This window comes from Corynebacterium drakensteinense (assembly GCF_041224285.1).
Taxonomy (GTDB): domain Bacteria; phylum Actinomycetota; class Actinomycetes; order Mycobacteriales; family Mycobacteriaceae; genus Corynebacterium.
The window spans coordinates 112,977-134,823 of record NZ_JAXOFP010000001.1 but is presented as its reverse complement, the minus strand read 5'-3'; the positions used below and the strand labels follow the sequence as shown (position 1 = coordinate 134,823).

General features: G+C 53.9%; 20 protein-coding genes and 2 pseudogenes. 10 read left to right on the top strand and 12 right to left on the bottom strand.

Going from position 1 to position 21,847, the window contains the following annotated elements; genetic code table 11:
* Positions 1-84: 84 nt before the first annotated feature.
* From glmU to U1140_RS00590, 8 genes are all read left to right on the top strand, one after another.
* A complete protein-coding gene (gene glmU / locus U1140_RS00625) occupies positions 85-1,572 on the top strand; it encodes a bifunctional UDP-N-acetylglucosamine diphosphorylase/glucosamine-1-phosphate N-acetyltransferase GlmU (RefSeq protein ID WP_369845501.1) in 1,488 nt (495 codons plus the stop codon).
* Between the two features lie 4 nt (positions 1,573-1,576).
* A complete protein-coding gene (locus tag U1140_RS00620; protein WP_369845500.1) occupies positions 1,577-2,566 on the top strand; it encodes a ribose-phosphate diphosphokinase in 990 nt (329 codons plus the stop codon).
* Positions 2,566-3,336 (top strand): SDR family oxidoreductase, encoded by a 771-nt coding sequence (locus tag U1140_RS00615; RefSeq protein WP_369845499.1) that lies wholly within the window; start codon positions 2,566-2,568, stop codon positions 3,334-3,336. Before U1140_RS00620 ends, U1140_RS00615 begins: the two co-directional genes overlap by 1 nt.
* Before the next feature lie 186 nt (positions 3,337-3,522).
* On the top strand, positions 3,523-4,209 hold the full coding sequence (locus U1140_RS00610; protein WP_369845498.1) for a 50S ribosomal protein L25/general stress protein Ctc: 687 nt from the start codon (positions 3,523-3,525) through the stop codon (positions 4,207-4,209).
* Between the two features lie 48 nt (positions 4,210-4,257).
* Positions 4,258-4,842, top strand: coding sequence for an aminoacyl-tRNA hydrolase (pth, locus tag U1140_RS00605; RefSeq protein WP_369845497.1), 585 nt, complete (start codon positions 4,258-4,260; stop codon positions 4,840-4,842).
* Between the two features lie 91 nt (positions 4,843-4,933).
* Positions 4,934-6,370: a type I glutamate--ammonia ligase gene (glnA, locus tag U1140_RS00600; protein WP_369845496.1), complete on the top strand. Its 1,437-nt coding sequence runs from the start codon at positions 4,934-4,936 to the stop codon at positions 6,368-6,370.
* 282 nt (positions 6,371-6,652) lie between these two features.
* Positions 6,653-7,462, top strand: coding sequence for a methyltransferase domain-containing protein (locus tag U1140_RS00595; RefSeq protein ID WP_369845495.1), 810 nt, complete (start codon positions 6,653-6,655; stop codon positions 7,460-7,462).
* Between the two features lie 133 nt (positions 7,463-7,595).
* Entirely contained in the window at positions 7,596-7,889 is a 294-nt protein-coding gene (locus U1140_RS00590) for an antibiotic biosynthesis monooxygenase family protein (protein WP_369845494.1), read from the top strand.
* 132 nt (positions 7,890-8,021) lie between these two features.
* Here the strand turns inward: U1140_RS00590 and U1140_RS00585 are convergent.
* From U1140_RS00585 to U1140_RS00570, 5 genes and pseudogenes are all read right to left on the bottom strand, one after another.
* Positions 8,022-8,135, bottom strand: a pseudogene (locus tag U1140_RS00585) (hypothetical protein); the annotation flags it as partial.
* Positions 8,136-8,188: 53 nt separating this feature from the next.
* Entirely contained in the window at positions 8,189-8,656 is a 468-nt protein-coding gene (locus U1140_RS00580) for a hypothetical protein (RefSeq protein WP_369845493.1), read from the bottom strand.
* A 6-nt stretch (positions 8,657-8,662) separates the two neighbouring features.
* Positions 8,663-8,737, bottom strand: a pseudogene (locus U1140_RS11370) (DUF6973 domain-containing protein); the annotation flags it as partial.
* Positions 8,738-8,966: 229 nt separating this feature from the next.
* Positions 8,967-10,430, bottom strand: coding sequence for a glyceraldehyde-3-phosphate dehydrogenase (locus U1140_RS00575; RefSeq protein WP_369845492.1), 1,464 nt, complete (start codon positions 10,428-10,430; stop codon positions 8,967-8,969).
* Between the two features lie 64 nt (positions 10,431-10,494).
* Positions 10,495-11,493 carry a nitronate monooxygenase gene (locus U1140_RS00570; RefSeq protein WP_369845491.1) on the bottom strand — a complete coding sequence of 333 codons (999 nt, stop codon included), beginning with the start codon at positions 11,491-11,493 and terminating at the stop codon, positions 10,495-10,497.
* 50 nt (positions 11,494-11,543) lie between these two features.
* On the opposite strand from U1140_RS00570, the gene pth (U1140_RS00565) reads away from it, so the two are divergent.
* Positions 11,544-12,248 carry an aminoacyl-tRNA hydrolase gene (gene pth / locus U1140_RS00565; protein WP_369845490.1) on the top strand — a complete coding sequence of 235 codons (705 nt, stop codon included), beginning with the start codon at positions 11,544-11,546 and terminating at the stop codon, positions 12,246-12,248.
* Here the strand turns inward: pth (U1140_RS00565) and U1140_RS00560 are convergent, their stop codons facing one another.
* Positions 12,249-12,809 carry an NADPH-dependent FMN reductase gene (locus U1140_RS00560; RefSeq protein WP_249620530.1) on the bottom strand — a complete coding sequence of 187 codons (561 nt, stop codon included), beginning with the start codon at positions 12,807-12,809 and terminating at the stop codon, positions 12,249-12,251. It lies immediately after the preceding gene.
* Between the two features lie 152 nt (positions 12,810-12,961).
* Between U1140_RS00560 and U1140_RS00555 the strand changes: the two genes are divergently transcribed.
* Complete coding sequence (locus tag U1140_RS00555) at positions 12,962-14,608, top strand: peptide chain release factor 3 (RefSeq protein WP_369845489.1); 1,647 nt, start codon at positions 12,962-12,964, stop codon at positions 14,606-14,608.
* Positions 14,609-14,622: 14 nt separating this feature from the next.
* Here the strand turns inward: U1140_RS00555 and U1140_RS00550 are convergent, their stop codons facing one another.
* From U1140_RS00550 to U1140_RS00525, 6 genes are read right to left on the bottom strand one after another with little or no spacing between them, the layout of a single operon-like run.
* Positions 14,623-15,411: an ABC transporter ATP-binding protein gene (locus tag U1140_RS00550; RefSeq protein ID WP_369845488.1), complete on the bottom strand. Its 789-nt coding sequence runs from the start codon at positions 15,409-15,411 to the stop codon at positions 14,623-14,625.
* 4 nt (positions 15,412-15,415) lie between these two features.
* Positions 15,416-16,441 carry a FecCD family ABC transporter permease gene (locus tag U1140_RS00545; protein WP_369845487.1) on the bottom strand — a complete coding sequence of 342 codons (1,026 nt, stop codon included), beginning with the start codon at positions 16,439-16,441 and terminating at the stop codon, positions 15,416-15,418.
* Complete coding sequence (locus tag U1140_RS00540) at positions 16,438-17,469, bottom strand: FecCD family ABC transporter permease (protein WP_369845486.1); 1,032 nt, start codon at positions 17,467-17,469, stop codon at positions 16,438-16,440. The genes U1140_RS00545 and U1140_RS00540 overlap by 4 nt, the downstream gene beginning before the upstream one ends.
* Positions 17,469-18,671 carry an MFS transporter gene (locus U1140_RS00535; RefSeq protein WP_369845485.1) on the bottom strand — a complete coding sequence of 401 codons (1,203 nt, stop codon included), beginning with the start codon at positions 18,669-18,671 and terminating at the stop codon, positions 17,469-17,471. Before U1140_RS00535 ends, U1140_RS00540 begins: the two co-directional genes overlap by 1 nt.
* Positions 18,668-19,960, bottom strand: a complete 1,293-nt coding sequence (locus tag U1140_RS00530) for a type I glutamate--ammonia ligase (RefSeq protein WP_369845484.1) — start codon at positions 19,958-19,960, stop codon at positions 18,668-18,670. Before U1140_RS00530 ends, U1140_RS00535 begins: the two co-directional genes overlap by 4 nt.
* Positions 19,954-21,846: an IucA/IucC family protein gene (locus U1140_RS00525; protein WP_369845483.1), complete on the bottom strand. Its 1,893-nt coding sequence runs from the start codon at positions 21,844-21,846 to the stop codon at positions 19,954-19,956. Before U1140_RS00525 ends, U1140_RS00530 begins: the two co-directional genes overlap by 7 nt.
* Position 21,847: the final 1 nt, after the last annotated feature.

Below are 21,847 nucleotides of genomic sequence, written 5' to 3'. Positions count from 1 at the left end.
TGGATGTCAGCGCGCAGCCGTAGACAGATCGTTATGATTGATGCCATTAGTTAATCCCCATTTGTTCAGGAGTGAATTTTCGCCGTGGCTCATCAATCTTCCTGCTCGGTCATCATCTTGGCGGCCGGCGCCGGCACGCGGATGAAATCCGCCACCCAGAAAACGCTGCATGAAATCGGCGGTCGTTCGCTGCTGTCCCACAGCGTGCATGCCGCAGCAGGCCTTGACCCGGCACAAATCGTCGTCGTTGTCGGCCACCAGCGCGAGCAGGTAGCCCCAGCCGTCGACAAGCTTGCCGACGAACTCGGCCGCACGTTGACTGCCGCGGTACAAGAAGAGCAAAACGGTACCGGCCACGCGGTGCAGTGCGCCATGGATGCTCTGGCGGATTTCCAGGGCACAATCATTGTCACCAATGCAGATGTCCCGCTGCTCCGTCCAGAGACTTTGGATCAGTTACGCGCCCATCATGAAAAGACCCAGGCAGGTGTGACGGTGCTCTCGGTAGAGCTCGCCGACGCCACCGGTTACGGGCGTATCGTGCGTGATGAAAAAGACCAGGTCACCGCGATCGTGGAACATAAAGATGCCTCGGAAGAAATCCGCAAAATCACCGAGATCAACTCCGGCGTTTTCGCTTTCGATGCTGCAGTTCTGCGATCCGCGTTGACCCGACTCAACACCGACAACGCGCAAGGCGAGCTCTATATCACCGACGTACTGGCCATCGCACGCGAAGCTGGCCACGGTGTCGGAGCTTTCGTTGCCGCTGACGAAGGCGAATTAGCTGGAGTTAACAACCGAGTGCAATTGGCAGCGGCGGCCAAAGAGTTCAACCGGCGCACCGTCGAAGACGCGATGCTGGGTGGGGCGACAATCGTTGATCCGGATTCCACCTGGATCGGCGCCGATGTCACCATCGGCCAGGATGTGACCATCCACCCCGGAACCCAGCTGTGGGGCACGACGTCAATCGCCGACGGCGCGGAAATCGGCCCAGATACCACGCTGCGAGATGTCACCGTCGGCCAGGATGCCCGTGTGATCCGCGCCCACGGTGAAAGCTCACACATCGGTGCACGCGCCAATGTCGGCCCGTTTACCTACCTGCGCCCAGGAACTGACCTGGGCGATGAGGCGAAACTGGGCGGTTTCGTAGAAACGAAGAAAGCCACGATCGGCGAAGGTTCCAAGGTGCCACACCTGACCTACGTCGGCGACGCCACCATCGGCAAGCATTCCAATATTGGAGCCTCCTCAGTCTTCGTGAACTACGACGGGGTAAACAAGAACCACACCGTCGTCGGTGACCACGTACGCACTGGCTCGGACACGATGTTTATCGCACCAGTGACCGTGGGTGATGGCGCCTATTCCGGGGCGGGTACAGTGATTAAAGACGATGTTCCACCAGGAGCACTCGCCGTCTCGGGTGGTCGGCAGCGCAACATCGAGGGTTGGGTCGCAAAAAAGCGTCCGAACAGCTCTTCAGCGCAGGCCGCCGAAGCTGCCCAGCAGACCGCTGGTGACCACAACGTAGAACAAGCGCAGACTCCGACGCAGAAGGGTTAATCCTATGACTGGCAAGATCGCTATCAACCAAAAGAATATGATGGTCTTCAACGGCCGCTCGCACCCAGCTCTCGGCGAGGCCGTCGCCAAGGAACTGGACACCAAGATCACCCCAATGCGCGCTGAGGACTTCGCTAACGGAGAAATCTTTGTCCGCTTCGAAGAATCTGTGCGTGGTGCCGACTGTTTCGTGATGCAATCTCACGCCACCGTCGAAGGCGGGGACCTCAACAAGTGGCTGATGGAACAGCTCATCATGATTGATGCGCTCAAGCGTGGCTCAGCCAAGCGCATCACCGCCATCCTGCCGTTCTACCCTTACGCACGACAGGATAAAAAGCACCGCGGCCGTGAGCCTATTTCCGCCCGCCTGATTTCTGACCTGCTGCAAACTGCTGGTGCGGACCGCCTGGTCTCGGTGGATCTGCACACCGACCAAATCCAGGGATTTTTCGATGGCCCGGTCGATCACATGCACGCCATGCCGGTGCTGACCGACTACATCAAGTCCAAATACCCAACGGAGAACATGTGCATCGTTTCTCCAGATGCTGGTCGCGTGAAAGTTGCCGAAAAGTGGGCCAACGTGCTCGGCGGCGCGCCAATGGCCTTCGTGCACAAAACACGCAGCATTGATGTCGCCAACGAGGTGGTCGCTAACCGCGTGGTCGGTGACGTCGCTGGTAAAGACTGCATTCTGGTCGACGACATGATTGATACCGGTGGAACTATCGCTGGAGCGGCGAAGATCTTGAAGGACGAGGGCGCGAAATCCGTCGTCGTTGCTTGTACGCACGGCGTTTTCTCCGGCCAAGCGCGGGAAAAGCTGTCGAGCTGTGGCGCCGAAGAGGTCATCACCACCGACACCATGCCGCAATCCACCGAAGGCTGGGACAACCTGACCGTGCTGTCCATTGCTCCGTTGCTGGCGCGCACGATCAACGAAATTTTCGAAAACGGTTCGGTTACCACATTGTTCGAGGGGTCAGCTTAATGAAGAGCTTTGAGGAATTTCGCGACAAAGTTGCACTCGTTACCGGTGGCGGCTTCGGCATCGGCGAAGAAATTTGTTATGAGCTAGGTGGACTCGGAAGCCACATTGTGGTTGCCGATTCCGCAGAGCATAACCCCACCGCGGTAGCAGAAAAAATCCGTGACAATGGCGGATCAGCTTACGCCATCGAGATCGATATGAGCTCCGAGTCTGATTACAAGGCCGCGGTGCACACCGCCGTCGAGCAATTCGGTGGTCTGCATTACGCGGTGAACTCCCCCGGCTACGGCGGCGAGGGTGAACTCACCGGCAAAATGAGCGGCCGCGAGTGGCGTGAACTTGTAGATCTCAACCTCAATGGTGTCGCATATGCGATGCGCTATGAGATCGATCAGTTCCTCGACATGGATCAGACCTCGGAATGCTCAATCGTTAACGTCGCATCGGTGCACGGTTTGGTCGCAGCCAAGGGAAAAGCGGCCTATGCCGCCGCAAAGCACGGTGTGATTGGCCTGACCCGGTCTGCGGCCGTGGAATATGGTTCCAAGGCAATTCGTGTCAACGCAGTGTGCCCGGGCTATATCCGCAATGCCTTGCTGGCCAATTTCATGGACGAGGACGAGCTAACCAAGCTGATCAACGACCACCCGCTGGGCCGTTTGGGCTCGGTGCGTGAGGTTGCCGCGATGGTGATCTTCCTGCTGTCGTCGAACGCATCGTTTATCACCGGCAGCGCACAAACCGTCGATGGTGGCTACACCGCGGTCTAAGCAGATTTCTTAGCGCACCCACTGTTTTGCTATGATGGCTCTCGTCTCGGCGAGGGCCATTCATTTTTGGCCGTTATCGACGCGATCTACACTTAACCCGGTTGCTCCCCGGTCGTGGATGTGCCCTTGCCTGTGCACGTTTGTCCACATTTTAAAATTTTTGACCGCACTGAGGAGTTATCCATTATGGCTGAAAAGACCCCAATTCTTGCAGCACAACCACGTAACGAATTCGGTAAGGGCGCCGCACGTCGTCTGCGTCGCGAGTGGCGAGTACCTGGTGTTCTCTACGGCTCCAACACCGAGCCAATCCACTTCTCTGTTCCACTGCTGGAACTGCAGACCATGCTGCGCTACAACGGCCTGAACGCCGTTCTGGAACTGGAAGTTGATGGCGAAAAGCACCTGTCGATGGTGAAAAACGTCGATCAGAACGTTCTCACGCTGGACGTTGACCACGTTGACCTACTCTCCATTAAGCGCGGCGAGAAGGTTGAGGTTGAGGTTCCTGTCACCATCACCGGCGAGCCTGCTGCTGGCATGATGTTCATCCAGGACAACGACGTTCTGCTGGTCGAGGCCGACGTATTGTCCATTCCGGAAGAGATCGAGGTTTCCATCGAAGGCGCCGAAGACGGCACCGTCATCACCGCTGCTGACCTGGATATGCCAGGCAACACCACCCTGGTTGCCGAAGAAGACACCGTCATCGTCTCCGTCATGGAGCCACAGGAAGACGAAGAACTCGAGGCCGCTGCTGCCGCTGCCGAGGAAGGTGGCGCTGAGGCTGGTGCTGACAGCGAAGAAGAAGCCGACGAGGAGACCCCAGCAGACCGTCTGGACCCTGACACTGAGTCCTCCGACGAAGAATAAACCTTCCGACGAAGAATCTTCTCGAAGAAAGCCGAGCCCGAATACACCATGCCCGCTGCACCTGCTTTATCCCAGCAATCCAGTGTGCTCGTTGTCGGGCTCGGTAACCCCGGTGCGCAGTATGCGCAGACACGGCACAATATTGGATACCGGGTCGTTAATGAATTAGCAGAAACGACGTCGTTCCAGCCCGTGCCGTTCAGTCTGCACAAGCGCACCGGGGCTTTTGTCGCTGAAATGCCCGCTGGTGCTCTGCGACCAGGCGCGCCGAAGCTAATTCTGGCGCGCACCGCCACCCCAATGAACACATCTGGTGGCGTAGTCGATGCCTTGGCGAATTATTTTCACGTGGCGCCAGCGGGCATCGTCGCGATTTACGACGATATGGAACGCGAATTTGGTTCTTATACGGTGCGCTTCGGCAGTGGCGATAAGGGCCACAATGGGCTGAAATCTGTGACGAAAGCTCTGGGCACAAAAGATTATGCCCGTCTGAGCGTGGGTATTGGCCGCCCACCGGGGAAAATGGACCCTTCTGCGTTTGTGCTTGGAAAATTTTCCGCAGCACAAGAGCAAGAACTCGATTTTATAATTCCAGATGTTGCCGATTATCTTCGGCAAGAACTTCTCTGAGTTTGCAACCACAAATTCCGAATATGAAGCGGGATTAGTCGGTATAGTGGGAAATACGACTGCACAGTTGCACCCAAAACGAGGAGTTCCCTTGAGTTTCGAATCCATTTCGGATGTCGTCCAACATATCGAAGACGAAGATATTAAATTCGTCGACATTCAATTTACCGACCTTCCTGGTGTTGAACACCACTTCAGCATCCCCGCCTCGGAGTTCACTGAGGAGGCAGCAGAAGAAGGACTGGCTTTCGACGGCTCCTCGATCCGCGGGTTTACCACTATTGATGAATCCGACATGATGTTGCTGCCGGATCCGCACTCGGCAGTGGTAGATCCATTCCGCAGCACAAAGACGCTGAACATTAAGTGCTTTGTGCACGATCCGTTTACCCGCGAGCCATTCTCGCGTGACCCACGCACTACCGCCCGCAAGGCCGAGGAATATTTGCAGTCCACCGGCATTGCCGATACCTGCTTCTTCGGTGCCGAGGCAGAATTTTATCTGTTCGACAAGGTACGTTTCGATACCTCAACGAACGCCGGTTTTTACGAAGTCGATTCCGATGAGGGCTGGTGGAACACCGATAAGGAAACCACCATCGATGGGCTTCCAAACCCTGGTTACAAGACGCGCCCGAAGGGTGGCTACTTCCCTACCGCTCCTTATGACCAGTCCGTGGAAATCCGCGATGCCATGGCTTTGAACCTAGAAAAGGTGGGCTTTGAGCTGGAGCGTTTCCACCACGAGGTCGGTTCGGGTGGCCAGCAGGAGATTAACTACCGTTTCTCCACCTTGTTGCACTCAGCGGATCAGATCCAGCTGTTTAAATACATCATCAAAAACACCGCTTTCCAGCACGGCAAGACGGCTACCTTCATGCCGAAGCCATTGGCCGGTGACAACGGCTCGGGTATGCACGCCCACCAGTCGCTGTGGAAAGACGGTTCCCCACTGTTCCATGACGAGGACGGCTACGCCGGCCTGTCGGATATGGCTCGCTACTACATCGGCGGCATTCTGGAGCACGCGGGAGCGGTCTTGGCTTTCACCAACGCCACGCTGAACTCGTACCACCGCCTGGTTCCTGGCTTCGAAGCGCCAATCAACTTGGTGTACTCGCAGCGTAACCGCTCGGCTGCCGTGCGAATTCCGACCACTGGCAACAACCCGAAGGCAAAACGCCTGGAGTTCCGTGCACCGGACCCATCCGGTAACCCATACTTGGGCTTCGCGGCAATGATGATGGCCGGTATCGACGGCATCAAGAACCGGATCGAGCCGCACGCTCCGGTCGACAAAGACCTCTACGAGTTACCACCAGAAGAGGCACAAGATATTCCTACCGCACCAACGTCGTTGGAGGAATCCCTCAAGGCTTTGCAGGAAGACAACGAATTTTTGACCGAAGGCGATGTGTTCACCGAAGACCTCATCGATACCTACATCAAGTACAAGTACGACGAGGAAATCACCCCGGTTCGTCTGCGCCCAACTCCGCAGGAATTCGAAATGTACTACGACTGCTAATGCACAGCTAAGTTCATAGCAGACTGCCCCCTCGCTAGCCGGTGTTCCAAAGCTTCACCAGCGAGCGAGGGGTTTTCTATTCTCTTGTCCGCCGAGCTACCGCCGCCCTACCTAGAAAGGGGGCGAATATTTCCGAGAAAAATCACATTATTTTGGCAAGCCTATTCTTTGGGTTCGCCTGGTATTAAACTCGGAAATGGATGCACATTAGGCCTGCCTTATAGTATCTGCAAGCATCTGCCTTAGTCCGTTGTAGGTGGGCCTTCGAGAAAGGAATCCACCATGACTCACGGTTTACACCAGGACAATCCACTTCCCTATGCGCAGCGTCGTGCAGAAGATGCACCCGGCCACTGGCTGCTCGCGCGGCTGGGCAAACGAGTGCTACGACCAGGCGGTTTGGAACTCACCCGCAAGTTACTCAAGAATGCCAACCTTACTGATGCTGATGTCGTCGAGTTGGCACCGGGCTTGGGGCGCACCGCCACCGAACTATTAAGTTTCCAACCCGCCAGCTATGTCGGCGTGGAAAAAGACGAAGATGCCGCACGCATTACCGGTGAGATCGTCAAAGACACCGGACGCATGGTGCACGCTGATGCCGCGGATACTGGTTTGCCCGATGCTCACGCTGACGTGGTGCTGGGTGAGGCAATGCTGACGATGCAGTCGCCCACCGGCAAGCAAAAGATCGTTGACGAGGCCGTGCGGGTGTTGCGACCAGGTGGACGCTATGCGATTCATGAGCTCGGCCTGCAACCCGACGACCTTGACGATGAATTCAAGACAGAGCTGCGCAAAAACCTCGCGCGCGTGATTAAGGTTAATGCCCGCCCGCTCACCGTGGTTGAGTGGACAGAGCTTCTCGAAAACGCTGGCTTAGTCGTCGAATGGACAGATACCGCGCCAATGGCGCTGCTAAAGATGCGCCGCAATCTTGCCGACGAAGGCCTGCTGGGTACATTGCGAATCATGAAAAATGCCTTGCGCGATAAGGATGCCAGGCGCCGCATGTTGGCAATGCGCAAGCTTTTCAACGAACACAGCGATGTCTTGCGCGGTGTGGCTTTGGTGGCCCGGAAACCGAGCTAGAACCAACCAAACGACGAGGTTACGGCGAGCAGTTCGCCGCAAAATATCACAGTATTTCTGCTGAATTTCACACTCCCCACCAGATTAATATCGCTAAAATGGTGGATGAATCCAACCGTAGAAAGGATGATCCATGAGCTACGTCAACATCTCTGCCCTTACCTTCCCTGAAGGTGCTGGCCCGGAAATCGAGCAGCGCTTTGCGCAACGCGCAAAAGGCGTCGACAAGGCGGAAGGCTTTGAAAGCTTTGAGTTGCTGCGCCCCGTCGCCGGTGAGGATCGCTACTTCGTTATCACCCGGTGGGACAGCCAGGAAAACTACCAAAAATGGGCTGATGCACGGCCAGCAGGCAACCATGTCGAAGATGAAAAGCGTGGCATGTCTGTCGACGTATTGGGCTTTGAATCCATCCAGCTAGAAAGCTAATCCAGCAAAAAATCTTCACAGGCACGACAAGCGAAACCGCGGGCCCGGCAATCCGGAACCCGCGGTTTTCTTCATCGCCGGTTGCACGCGCCAACTGGCGCACCAGCCGGGGGTTAAGTAGCCGTTTTCGTTACGCAGGTAGTCGTTGACCTCGTCTTTGCTCACCTCGGTTTCCAGCTCGAGGTTCAATACAGCCATGGATACGTTCGGGGTTGGCACGCGGATAGCATTACCGGTGAGCTTACCCACTGCCCACAAATGGCAGGCATGGTGTATAGCTACTTAGGCTACAGAATGATCTATTCCGTGGCTGTATCACCCACCCCTGTGAGGGCCCAGCCATCATAATTAACCTCAAAAATCAGAGGCAGGTCTGCCGGTAACCATCCACGATAACCAAAGTATTCCGGGGCCCTATGGGAGCACAAAGTAACATCTAGCCTATTGAGCACGTCAAAATCAACGTCACCGTCGGCATCTTTCAGGTACACCACCTCTCGAGTGTCGTAGCTGCCTAAGTCATAAGCCTCATCAGGCTCCAGACCCAGATGTTCGGAAATATCATCAGCACTGGTGTATGGACATTGGACACCAAATTCTACCCAATGCTGACCATAAGCATCGCGAACCGAGATAGTAACCGGCCCCCCAGATTCACTTGCAGCTGGTAACGCTTGTTCAATTTCGCTTGAACAAGCCACCAAGAATGCCATCAAAGACAACGCAAGAAACGCTTTACCCTGCCCAAACCTCAAATGTAAAGTCATCAATCCACTCCAGTAGCAGTGACGGAAAGCATCCCCCTTGCCATTTTTATGGGTATGCTTGGCGAATTTTTTGGGTCGCAGTCTCTGCTTTGCTTCCTAGTTCTTTAGCTTTATAGCATGAAGGTACATCAACTACCGAGACACAGCCCGTATTGGGCTTTGAATCCATTCAGCTCGAAAGCTAATTCAGCAAAATCTTCACAGGCACGACCAGCGAAACCGCGGGCCCGGCAATCCGGAACCCGCGGTTTTCTTCATCGCCGGTTGCACGCGCTAACTGGCGAACCAGCCAGCGTGGCCTATTCCAGTTTTAAAGCTCGCTGATTGGGGTACGGTGCGGCAGCACGCGTGGCCGCTTGCCCGCAATGTCCTCAACGAAGCGTACTACCTGGTTGGAGTAGCCGTTTTCGTTGTCGTACCAGACGTATACCACCAGGTGCTTGGTGCCGTTAGCGATCGTCGCCAAGCCATCGACGACGCCGGCTTTGACCGAACCAACGAAATCAGAGGAGACCAATTCTGGGTCGTTGACGTAATCAACCTGCTGGCGCAGGTTCGACAGCAGCGCTACCTTACGCAAGTAGTCGTTGACCTCGTCTTTGGTCACCTCGGTTTCCAGCTCGAGGTTCAATACAGCCATGGATACGTTCGGGGTGGGAACACGGATGGCATTACCGGTGAGCTTGCCTTCGAATTCTGGCAGAGCCTTCGACACGGCCTTGGCTGCACCGGTTTCGGTCAGCACCATGTTCAATCCAGCAGCGCGTCCACGACGGTCACCCTTGTGGTAGTTGTCGATCAAGTTCTGGTCGTTGGTGAACGAGTGCGCAGTTTCTACGTGTCCGTGCGCAACGCCGTAACGGTCGCCGAGTGCCTTAAGCACCGGGGTAATGCCGTTGGTGGTACACGATGCCGCGGAAAGCACCTTATCGTCGGCAGTCACGCTGTCTTCGTTGATTCCGAAGACGACGTTCGGGATATCGCCTTTGCCCGGCGCGGTCAGCACGACACGGTCGGCACCTTTGGCCTCTAGGTGCTGCGACAGGCCCTTGCGGTCACGCCATGCGCCGGTGTTGTCAACGATGATGGCGTCATTGATGCCGTATGCGGTGTAGTCGATCTCTTGCGGCGAGTTGGCGTAGATGACCTGGATCTTGGTGCCGTTGGCCCAGATGATGCTGTTTTCTTCGTCCACCGAGATGGTGCCGTTAAACTCACCGTGCACGGAATCGCGGCGCAGCAGCGAAGCACGCTTGATGATGTCACCCTCGCCCTTGGAGCGGACGACGATAGCGCGCAGACGCACACCGCCATAGGAGGCTTCACGTTCGACGAGAATGCGCGCGAGCAGACGACCGATACGGCCGAAGCCGTAGAGAACGACGTCGGTGGGCTCGACGTTGGTGCGTCCGCCGATGACTTCTTCCAGCTCTTGATGTAGGTATCCGGAAAGATCATCGGAACCAGGTTGTGCAAAACCGACGGCCAGTCGTCCGACGTCAACCGAAGCGGTTCCCAAGTCCATCTTGGTCAGCTCCCGCAGGACAGGAAGGGTCTGCTCCAGCGGTAAATCCTCTTCGATGACCTGATGAGCACGCTCGTGCGCTTTGATGATGTCAATGTCTGTGACACTAATCAGCAGACGACCAAAAATTGAGGTGACGACGTTGTGGTTGCGGTGCAACGAGCTGATCAGTGGGATCATCTCCTGCGCCAGCGCGATGCGTTCGTTCCAGTTTTGGTGTCCTACCTCGGCGGGCTGATTCACAGTCAACTTCCTTTACGCGGGGGTATCGGGGTTCAAAATTACAACCCACATCCTACCCGGATTTTGGTTACTACCCCCGTAATTGGGCAAGGATCTCAGCCACACTGCCCGCAGCGAGCTTGTCGACGTCTTCGCCGACCAAGCAATAGGCCATACGTTCATCTTCCTTCTCACGCAGCGGCGCCAACAACGGATTCAGCAACGGGTACATCGCGGGCACATCGTCGCCATGCGCACGGGAAAATTCTGTTTCTAGTCCGCGGGCTACCCGCCCGGAAAACGCCCGGCTAGCCACGGTTTCGCCACCAGCGCGCAGCAGGCGACGGTTAAACTCACTCGTGCCGGCTTCGTCGGCAAGCAAAAATGCCGAACCACAGCTGACCGCCTTTACTCGTGGTAAACGCAACAACGTCGCAGCGTCGTCTGCGGTGCGCACGCCACCAGAGGCCACTAACTGCGCGTTCACGCCAGCCAGCGACATGGTTTCGATGAGATCACCCAAGCCCAGACCAGATGGCTGTTCCTCGACCAACCACGTGCCGCGGTGCCCGCCGGCTGCTGGGCCCTGCACGACCAGCACGTCTGCACCGGCATCTTGCGCGCTCAACGCATCCTCAACGGTGGTTACTGTCACCCAGGCCTCGATCCCAGCATCGTGGAGCCGACGGATTTCTGCAGAACTGAAACAACCAAACGTGGAGCTCACCACCGCAGGTGGGTTCTGCGCGCCCAACACGGCCTCGAGCTTGCCTTCCCAGCCGTTGGTGTAATCGGGTTCTGGCAGTGCCTCCGCTACCCCGTACTCGCGCTGCAACAGTTGATGAAATTCGCGCACCTCGGCGGTGATCTCCAGCGGATCCTGCGGGGCGAACAAATTCACTCCATAGCGCACGCCATCGCCCATGCCGTCGATGAGCTCCTGCGCCTGCGCCACCGGCAACGTGCCCAACCCCAGAAAGCCGAAGGACCCTGCCTGATCTGCGGCAGTGACCAACTCTGGGGTCGACGGCCCACCGGCCATGGGCGCGATGAGAATTCGGGTATCCAGCTGACTCAAAACTTTCGACATAGCACCCAGGCTAGTAGAGAAAACCCCGGCAATAATGAGACACTGGGCGGGTGAATATTGTGCGCGACTTGTTATCGAAAGTATTCGGCCGCAACGCCGACGGTGAAGGTGACCCAGCCGCTAACCCTGCCGACGGTGGATACCAGAGGGCAACTACCCAACAACCGGTATTAAATCTTGCTGACCTCAACGCCGAGTGGCTAATCGTCGGCTTGGGTAATCCGGGGCAAAAATATGCGGCCACACGCCACAACGTGGGCTATATGGTGGTCGACGATCTGCTGGCCGAACACGGCGAGACCTTGCAACCTATTAAAGATGTGCAGGCTTTCGGCACCACCATCGAAGCAGGCGAGAACACCGCCTTGGTGCTGCGGACTGCGAGCTTTATGAATAATTCTGGCCCGGCGATTGCCGAAGTTGCCCAACGTTTAGGCATCCCCGCGCAGCGCGTGCTGCTTATTCACGATGAATTAGACCTGAAAGAGCACAAAATCCGCCTCAAACAAGGCGGAAATGAAGCCGGGCATAACGGCCTAAAATCGACGACTGAGCACCTGGGCACCCGCGACTATCCCCGTGTACGTATGGGGGTGGGCCACCCTGGGAAAGGAAATGACATCATTGCCTGGGTTCTGGGCCCAGTACCAGCAGGGGCTGGTTTCGATGAGTTTATTGCCACCGGCGCCGAGGCTGCCCGACTGATCGTGGCTCGGGGGCTAGGCGCCGCGCAAAACGAGATTCATTCTCGCTAACTAGCTGTTAGCGCCAGCCGTGGTGACCTGATCCAAAATCTTGTCCAAGCCAGCTTTTTCCGCGTCGTTTGCGCGGAATTCACCGTTGGCATCTTCTGGGTATGCAGTGTTCAGGTCGATGTTGACGTCTTCGTCGGCAAGCTGCATATCCAGCATGCCACTGACGACGGTACGCCAGGTCGCGGTCGAGCCCTTACCAGCCTGCGAGTAACCGTAGCCGACGAAACCGATTGGTTTGCCCTGCCACTCTTGGCCAAGCTGGTCGAAGGCATTCTTCATTGGGCCAGGTACAGTGCCGTTGTATTCCGGAGTCACAAAAACGAAGCCGTCATACTGCGCGATTACTTTGGCCCACTGCTGGGTCTTCGGATCACCGTACTCACCATTGGCCATGGCAGGGACGGTATCTGCGGCCAAAAATGGCAGGTCGTGATCCTGCAGGTCGATGATTTCGTAGTTGTGGCCGTCATTGCGGCTAGCTGCGTGCTCGTGCACCCAGTGGCCGATCGCTTCACCAGCGCGGCCTGCACGGATCGAACCAATAAAGACACCAATATTCACGATTACCTCCTAGAAATAACGAAGTTGATACAACAACAATAAAACGACTTTAGTTGACCTGTCAACAACATCTTTCTAAACAACTTCTTGGTATTCCTAAAAACCCGATCCACCTCGGCACGCACATCACCAAACCATTAGACTGTTCAACCATGACCACTGCTGTTTCCTCCCCTGCCCACGAGGCCTCGCGCCGCCGCACCTTTGCTGTGATCGCCCACCCCGACGCGGGTAAATCAACACTGACCGAGGCTCTGGCACTACACGCGCACATCATCACCGAAGCTGGCGCGGTGCACGGCAAAGGAAACCGCAAAGCCACCGTGTCTGACTGGATGGACATGGAAAAAGACCGCGGCATTTCCGTGGCCTCTTCCGCGCTGCAGTTCAACTATTCCCCGGAAGGCCACGACGGCGAACCGTATGTGATCAACCTGGTCGATACCCCCGGACACGCCGATTTCTCGGAGGACACCTACCGCGTTCTCACTGCCGTCGACGCGGCAGTCATGCTCATCGACGCCGCCAAGGGCCTAGAGCCGCAAACACTGAAGCTATTCCGCGTGTGTAAAGCTCGCGGTTTGCCGATTATTACAGTGATCAACAAGTGGGACCGGGTTGGCCGCGAGCCTTTAGAGCTTGTCGACGAAATCGTCAACGAAATCCAGCTTCAACCCACACCGCTGTACTGGCCGGTTGGTGAAGCCGGTGACTTCCGCGGGCTCGCCCACATTAACGACGACGGTGAGGCTGATAACTACATCCACTTCATCCGCACCGCCGGTGGTTCCACCATCGCACCGGAGGAGCACTACTCACCGGAGCAAGCTGGCGAAAAAGAAGCCGAGGCGTGGGAAACGGCAGTGGAAGAAGCTGAGCTTTTGGCTGCCGATGGCGCGCTACACGATCAAGATTTATTCGAACAGTGTGTGACCTCGCCGTTGATTTTCGCCTCCGCGATGTTGAACTTTGGCGTACACCAAATCCTGGACACGTTGTGCGCAATCGCCCCAGAACCAAGTAGCCGCGAGTGCGACCCCAAGGTAGTGGAAAAGGCCACCGGGGCCATCGCCGAAACCCGCGAGGTGGCCGACGATTTCGCCGGAGTGGTATTCAAAGTGCAAGCCGGCATGGACCGCAACCACCGCGACACCCTAGCCTTCATGCGCGTGGTCTCCGGCGTCTTCGAACGCGGCATGCAGGTCACGCACGCGCAATCCGGGCGCAGCTTTTCGACGAAATATGCGCTGACCGTTTTCGGCCGCACCCGCGATACCGTCGAAGCCGCCTACCCTGGCGATATCGTCGGATTGGTCAACGCGGGATCGCTGGCTCCCGGCGATACCATCTATTCGGGCAAAAAGATCCAGTTCCGCCCAATGCCGCAGTTCGCTCCGGAAAGCTTCCAAACCCTGCGGGCAAAATCACTGGGCAAATACAAGCAATTCCGCAAAGGGCTGGAGCAACTGGATGCCGAAGGCGTCGTGCAGATCCTGCGCAACGAACTGCGCGGCGATGCTGCCCCCGTGATGGCAGCCGTCGGCCCGATGCAGTTCGAAGTCATGCAAGCGCGCATGGAAGTCGAATACAACGTGGAAACCGTCGTCGAACCCGTGCCCTATTCGGTAGCACGACGCACCGACGCGGCCTCAGCCGAAGAATTAGGCCGCCAACGCGGAGTGGAAATTTTCACTCGCACTGACGGCGAATTGATCGCACTGTTCGGCGATAAATGGAAGCTCGCGTTCATACAAAAAGAACACCCAGAGCTGACCATGGAACCATTGGTGGCGGATTAAGCGCGAGTTTATGATTACTCGAGCTTTGCTGCCAACGGCAACACCACTGGTAGCCCCGTGGGTTCATCCTTGTAAATCTTTGATTCCAAACTGAAGGTATCCAACAATAATTGTTCATTGAAGGTATCTTCCGTTCGGCCATGCGAGACGATCACGCCATCCCGCATAGCCACTAAGTAATCTGAATAACGCGCTGCCAACGCTAAATCATGCAGCACCACTACGACCGTTCGGTGATCCGCTGGCAGGCTGCGCAACAGCTCCATAATCTCCAATTGGTGTATGAGATCAAGGTGGTTTGTGGGTTCATCCAATAACAAAATATCTGCTTCTTGCGCTAGCGACATCGCAATCCAGACGCGCTGCCGCTGTCCACCTGACAAATTAGTCACCGGCTCATCAGCAAGTTTTTCCAGCCGCATTGTGCGCAATGCTTCTCGAATAACCTGTGCATCGTGTTCGGTATTAGCACCCCACCATTTTTGATGCGGAAATCTGCCCCGGCTCACTAATTTTTTCACTGTAATACCGACAGGGGCTTGCGGGTTCTGCGGCAAAATACTGACCGTACGCGCAATGGCCTTGGTATTTATCGATCGCAAAGAACGTCCATCCAAATATACGCCGCCCTCTTTTGGCTCCAAGATTCTCCCCAAAGCCTTGACCAACGTAGATTTTCCGCAGCCATTAGGCCCAATTACTGCTGTAACAGCATTATCGACGATAGCTAAATCCACCCCGTCCAATACCTTATCGTCGCCGTATCCAGCGCTTAATTCTTTAACCTCCAAACGCGATCCCACGATGCTATTCTCCTGTTCTGGTACTAGAAATTACGAGGTAAACTAATAATGGAGCCCCCAATGCAGCAGTTACTACCCCCACTGGCAGCGACTGCTCAAACAAAGCCCGCCCAATCCAATCGGCCCAGACAACCAAGCACCCGCCAAATAATATTGACCCAGATAACGGTGGAATAATGCTGCGATAAAGCCTCTGCGCTAACTGCGGAGCACCAAGGGCCACAAAGGCTATGGGGCCTACCGCGGCGGTCGCTGTTGCAGAAAGAATCACGCAGACCAGAAGCAATATCAATCGGGTGCGGTTGATAGACACGCCCAAACCAATGGCAGTCTCATTCCCTAGGGATAACGCAATTAATGAACGATAAGTTGCGAGAACAGCCACTGTAGAAACCACGAGTGCCACCAAGGAAGGATAGACATTAGCCATCGTGACCGCATTCAACGAACCGGTCAACCACACGATAGCCCGCCCTGCATCCACAATAGAAGCTTTGAGCAAGAGCCAGGATGTTAGCGCGCCAAACATAGCTTGCATACCCACTCCAATGAGCAAAACCCGGATGACAGATTCGTTCCGCGTTAAAATCCACAATAGAATCGTTGCCAGCAAAGAGCCGGCTAAGGCCGCCACCGGCAACCCGACTTCTGCCCACTTACCGGAAATGCCACCATAGTCACCAGTGAGCACGATTAAAGCAACTGCCCCAGTTCCAGCTCCAGTGACGATACCCAGCACATCAGGACTTGCCAGCGGGTTGCGCGACATCGATTGCAGCACCATCCCAGCCAGCCCGAGAGCAGCTCCGACTACAACGGCTACTGCTGCGCGTGGGAAACGGAGCTCACGAACTACAAAACTCGTGTGCGAATCCCCACCTCCGCCAAGGGCTTGAATAACTGTCATCAACGAAAAATATTCTTCTCCCACCGCGATAGAAACAACTATTCCGGCAAGCAGTGCCACCGCTAACCCAGTCGTTGACCAAAAGGGCCGAAGATTACCTTTGCGAGCTTGGAGTGCAATCACGTCCTCACCCCTGATCTCTTAATCTGCATAATGAAATAAGGGGCCCCAATAAGCGCCAAAACTATGCCGGCTGGCACTTCTGCCGGCTGAGCAATAAGGCGGCCCACGATGTCACCGAACAACACAACGCACATGCCCAACAAACCAGCCAGCGCCACGTTCCACCGCCAATCTGCTTGCCCAGCCAAGGCAGCTAAATGGGCGCACATCAGCCCTACGAATGCAATGGGGCCTGCCGCAGCAACCGCAACGGTTGTCAATATGGCCACAGCTAAAAAACCAAACAACTGGATTCTTCGTACGTTTTCGCCCATGCTGACAGCGATTTCATCACCCAGCGCCAGTATGTTCAGCTTAATCGCAGTGTAGAGCGCTATTGCTAAACCTAATACGAGTAGCAAAAGCAATGGCAAGAATATTGCAGTAGGACGTCCTGCCAATGAACCTACAGTCCATAAGCGATAGGTGCCCAAAGACTGCTGATCGTAAATAATCAGAGCACTAGAAATAGCCATGAACCCTGCTTGCACTGCTACTCCACCCAAGATAAGGGTCAGCCCGGACATGCCCGTTCCTATTCTTTGGCCAATAGCGACCAGAGTCACTGCTGCAACGAAGGAACCGAGTAGTCCAAACCACACGGTTGATGTGATGGTGGAAACGTGCAGCAAAAAAGTTGCCCCGGTTATTCCAAGTCCTGCACCAGCACCAATTCCTAAGAGCACAGGATCAGCAACCGGGTTTCGCGTCAGCCCCTGCAACAAGCTTCCAGCAATTCCTAGGGCCATCCCAACTATGAGGCCAATCAGTGTGCGCGGAGCACGTAAATCCCAGACTATTAACGCCGCTTCTGTATCATTACCTGGGGTAGCCTGTAGTAACGCAGATAATGATAATGGCTTTGCACCAAAAATTAGACTGCCGATGCACAGCAATAAAACCGCACATAGTAGCAACATACACACGACTGCCGTGGGAATTTTCCTAGAATTTTTTCTAGTGTTATTTTTCGATACAGTTAATTTCATCAAACACTCTTTACTGTATTTTCATTATTAATTCGCGGTGCCCACAAAGACACTGCAGCCAACAACACAGTCGCAACTGCAATTAGCATATAAGGACTGTGAGATTCACTCACCGCCCCGCCGATTGCACTCGCTACTGCTCCGGAAGCTGTCGTAAAACTTGCTTGCCAGCCAAAAGCACGAGCACGCGCAGCCCCCGCCAACACAGCTAAGGACGAATACAGCCTGGCCAGGCATGGAGTGATAAATCCCCCATGAACCAATAAAACAGTACCTAATAGCAGCAAGCCTTGAGAATTGGCCTGAAAAATATACATCATAACCGTCAATACAGCAGTCAAGAATACTACTGCTAAAAATGGGATTATTAGACTGTAAGTCTGCTCTTTACTACCCGATATAATCCCGCCTACCATCGAACCGACCGCCCATATAGCAATAAGTATTGCCCCTAAAGCACTCTCTCCAGAATTTCCTGACCAAAAAAGTAGAGACAAATCGATCAACGTAAACGAAGCCACCAAAACCGCCACGCTCACAATTATTCGCCACGCAGCTGAGCTGAGCCGTCCCCGTGACTGATTCGCAGCACTGCTCGAAGGGGGATGGTCTATCCCGAAGTATTTACATGAACGAGCCAGACCAAGTCCACCAATTATAGCTATTGCCCCAGATACCTGCATCGCAATCGAAGGAGAAAAAACGGCTACGACGAATGCCACCAAAGCAGGACCACAAATTAGCACCAGTTCGTTAATAACAGATTGTAACGCATAAACTCTATTCCACTCTGTATCTGCAGTGGCCTGTGCAAGTTTTGCACGAGAAACTTGAGTCGATGGTGGGCACATCAGCCCAACGAGAAAAACCAAGAGATAACCGGAAAACAATGATTCCGACAACACAAGAGGCAGCCCGATTAGCCCAATACCATAGGCAATACTAGTGACCTTTAGTACAACAGATGTTCGATGGTTATCTACATAACCCCCTCTAATGGGTCCGGTTATCCCCTGTCCTAAAACCAATCCTGAAGCAATAATCCCGGCTTTTGCAGCGGAATCTGTACGCTCCAGCAATAAAAGCACTATCGCGATACTAGTCGCAGACAAATGCAGACGCGCAGGAATTGACCATAGCAAGATGCTCCGAATCGACGGAACAGTCAGCAACTCACAAATCTTGTTTTGCTTAAGGATCACGCACGCAACCGTTCTCGTTGTACATCAACAGACGTTACTGCTGAGCCATGAGCTTCCAGCTCGGCTTTACACAATGCTGAAATAAGTCCATGCATTTCTGCCCCGATTATTTGCCGTGTTTCCTCGCTATCCTGCCAAAGCTCTAATGCTTGATCTAAATTGTCGGGTAATTTGTCCAAAGGCTCTGGGTTAATTTCACACTGCTCTCGGATACCTTCCAAACCACACCGCACAAGCACTCCAATTAGCAGATGTAACTGGGCATCGGAGCCTGAGAGACGAAACTCAACCCGCGGAATATCACCAGGCAAAATCCGTAATCCATCTATTCTGGAATCAATACCAACCCTAAGTGGATTATCGACAAACTGTCCTGAATTAAACCTCACCCAGCCATTTCGAGTAGGCACCACCACAGACATAATTTGCGGTAGATAACGCTGTATTCCAGCAGTAAAGCGCTGAAGATTCTGCATCAAATCCATATCGCCCTCGCTATCTTTAAGCAATGGATTCAAAGAAATATGCACATGCGCAGAATTGCCCCATCCGGTACGCGGTGCCGGTAAATAACAGGCCTCTAATTTCCGATTCACAGCATGCTGACGCACAAAGTGCTGCAAGAGCATCGCGTCATCGCATGCTGCTAAGGCGTTGCGGTGGGCTAATACGATTTCTATTTGCCCCGGATGGCATTCTGCTCGGTACGTCTCCACTTCTAAACCAATGTTGCTTAAACTCGAGGTTAAACTTCCCAGAAAATCTAAGGCAGCATGCGCCGAAAACAACGAGTAGTCTAGACCATGTTTTGTCAAAGGTTCTCCGGACTCCTGCAATAGGACGCATTCGTGTTCGATTCCTATTGAAGGGACAAAACCGAATGTTTCTAATTCCGCTAAAGAATCCCGGAGAAATTTCCGTGGAGACAATCGGTGTTCCGAATCTCCGAAAACCCACGCCAAGTCATCGTCAAACGGATCAGCGATCAGCGTTGACCAATCTGGCTTGACGCAGACATCGCCATATGAATCATCACAATCGAAGCCGTTTCCTTGCAACATGTTTTTGTCCAGATCCCACGTGAAAACATAGGAACAAAATCCATGCGCCAGTGAGTCCAAGTTTTGGGTTCCATAGATTCCAGAAAGATCCTGGCATATCAAACGGCTATGATGATCTGGCACAACTAGTCTTAAACGTTTCCAGTCAGGATGCTTCTTCAGTACTTCGCGTGCACGTATCTCACGCTCATCCAAAGAGGCCGGACCTAATAAGCGTGTGTTTACCATCGGTGCCCCTCTGAGTCAGGACCTAACAAGGGATTAGGCACTACTCCGTACCTCACATCGAATTCTTCATCTCTGTCCACACGGTTGAATCCTTCTCCCGACAACTGCTCACGGTTTAAGCAGACCCGTTCCAGGTTTTCCACATAGAAGCATTCACTGCCAACGATTGAGGTAGCAGCTGGGTTTTGTTCAAAAAATTCCTCGAAATTTTTTCGGATAATGTCCCACATCGTGGTACGTTCCAAGTCCAGCTGATCCCATGCAATTTCTGCTAAGAATCTGATTTGACCCGAAAATATTGAGGAGAAAAACGCCTGTGCCATCAGCGATGCGTCCCATGCAAGCAGATTTTTCCGCACAGTTTTTGGCAATTTATCATGACTTGCAAAGGACTTTCCGTCTAATGGCTGTACTAAGTCTGCCCCTTGTGCAAAATCCTTAATCAAAACTCTCTGGGGACGATATTGTTCGTCAACCACGAGTATTAAGTTTTGGGAATGAGGACAAAACGCCACACCATGATAGTAAAACCAACGCAGATTTGGCTGCAAAATTAGGCGCCACAAACGCGAAAACCATTCCACGGGAGTAAGCCCCGAAGCACGTACCATATAGGCGACTACTGACCCTCCTCTGCTTTCGTAAGGCAGTGTCGCCAAAGAAACGGCTTTCTCACCGTGTTCCAGGAACGATGTTAGTGGTGCTCGCCATAGCGCCCCCAAAGACTCTTGATACCAATAGGGCAACGATCTTAACTGCGAGAATTTCGGGTGTCGTACTGAAACCGAGGCAACCTCATATAATAGGTCGAAGCGGAAATCAGTCGATAGCACATCATCGCTTTCGTGGATTTGTCGCAGCCAATCATTCAGCAATGGGGCATCTTTCGTGGCTGTTCTATCCAGCCCCCTATAGACGAGAGTATTTCGCACGGAACAGGCAGTTTTCACATCCGCTTTTGCTGAGGAAGTCCGATTATATAAGGTGCGAATTGTTTGCTGCGGAGCATACAGGTCCTCGCCTTCTCCTAGGTCGATAATATCGCCATTAACCAGTTGTTCTACATACCAAACAGCGATGATATTCTGCCACTGCCAGGGGTGCACAGGAACCAAAATATAGTCGGAAGCAACACGCTCCTCAGACTGAGCGCAGCGCGCAGAAATTTTCTGACGGAACTTTTGGTGTTGGACGGGGCCCAGTTCCTTCTCATAAAAATTGCACGCGCTCAAACCATCCATATTGCCAAATTCAGCAATGGTCTTGTGTACACCGATCCATCGAAGTGGAAACGAATTTTGAGTTTCTGGAGAATAACGGAGCATATCCTCGAAAGAAAAGCCGACGCGGCCTTTATTGATAATAATTCGAGGATGACCCGGAAGATGCTTTTCCATCACATTGTAGTCAAGTTCTAAAGCCTTCTCTACGCTGGGTTTCCGTTCGAGACGCATAGCTTCATAGTGTCTCGTATCAATTAGCTCCCGCAATAATTCGCCGAGCCGCACTCCTTCTAAAGCTAATATTTCTTGCGCGTTTATTATCAGTTCGGTTGGGTCCTCAACCTTTAGCAGGCATTTATCTTCTGTATCGGTATCAAAACAGATAATAGATGCTTCGTCGACCACCCAGGTACCTAAAACTCCTTCGCGAGCCCAAAATACATACCGATACCTACCAATCAGCACCTGCCAGGGCGCCATACCCTTATATTTCGTCGGAGGCTCCGGTTGAGAAGGGTGCTGTGCTACAGGCTCTGGAGAAATTATCTGTTCATAAGACAATTCAGACAGAATTTTTTGGCACAACAGTTTTCCAGCTTGAACCCACGCATTATACGAGAAAGTCTGAGTATCCACAGTGCAATCTTTCTTTCTTTCAGTCATT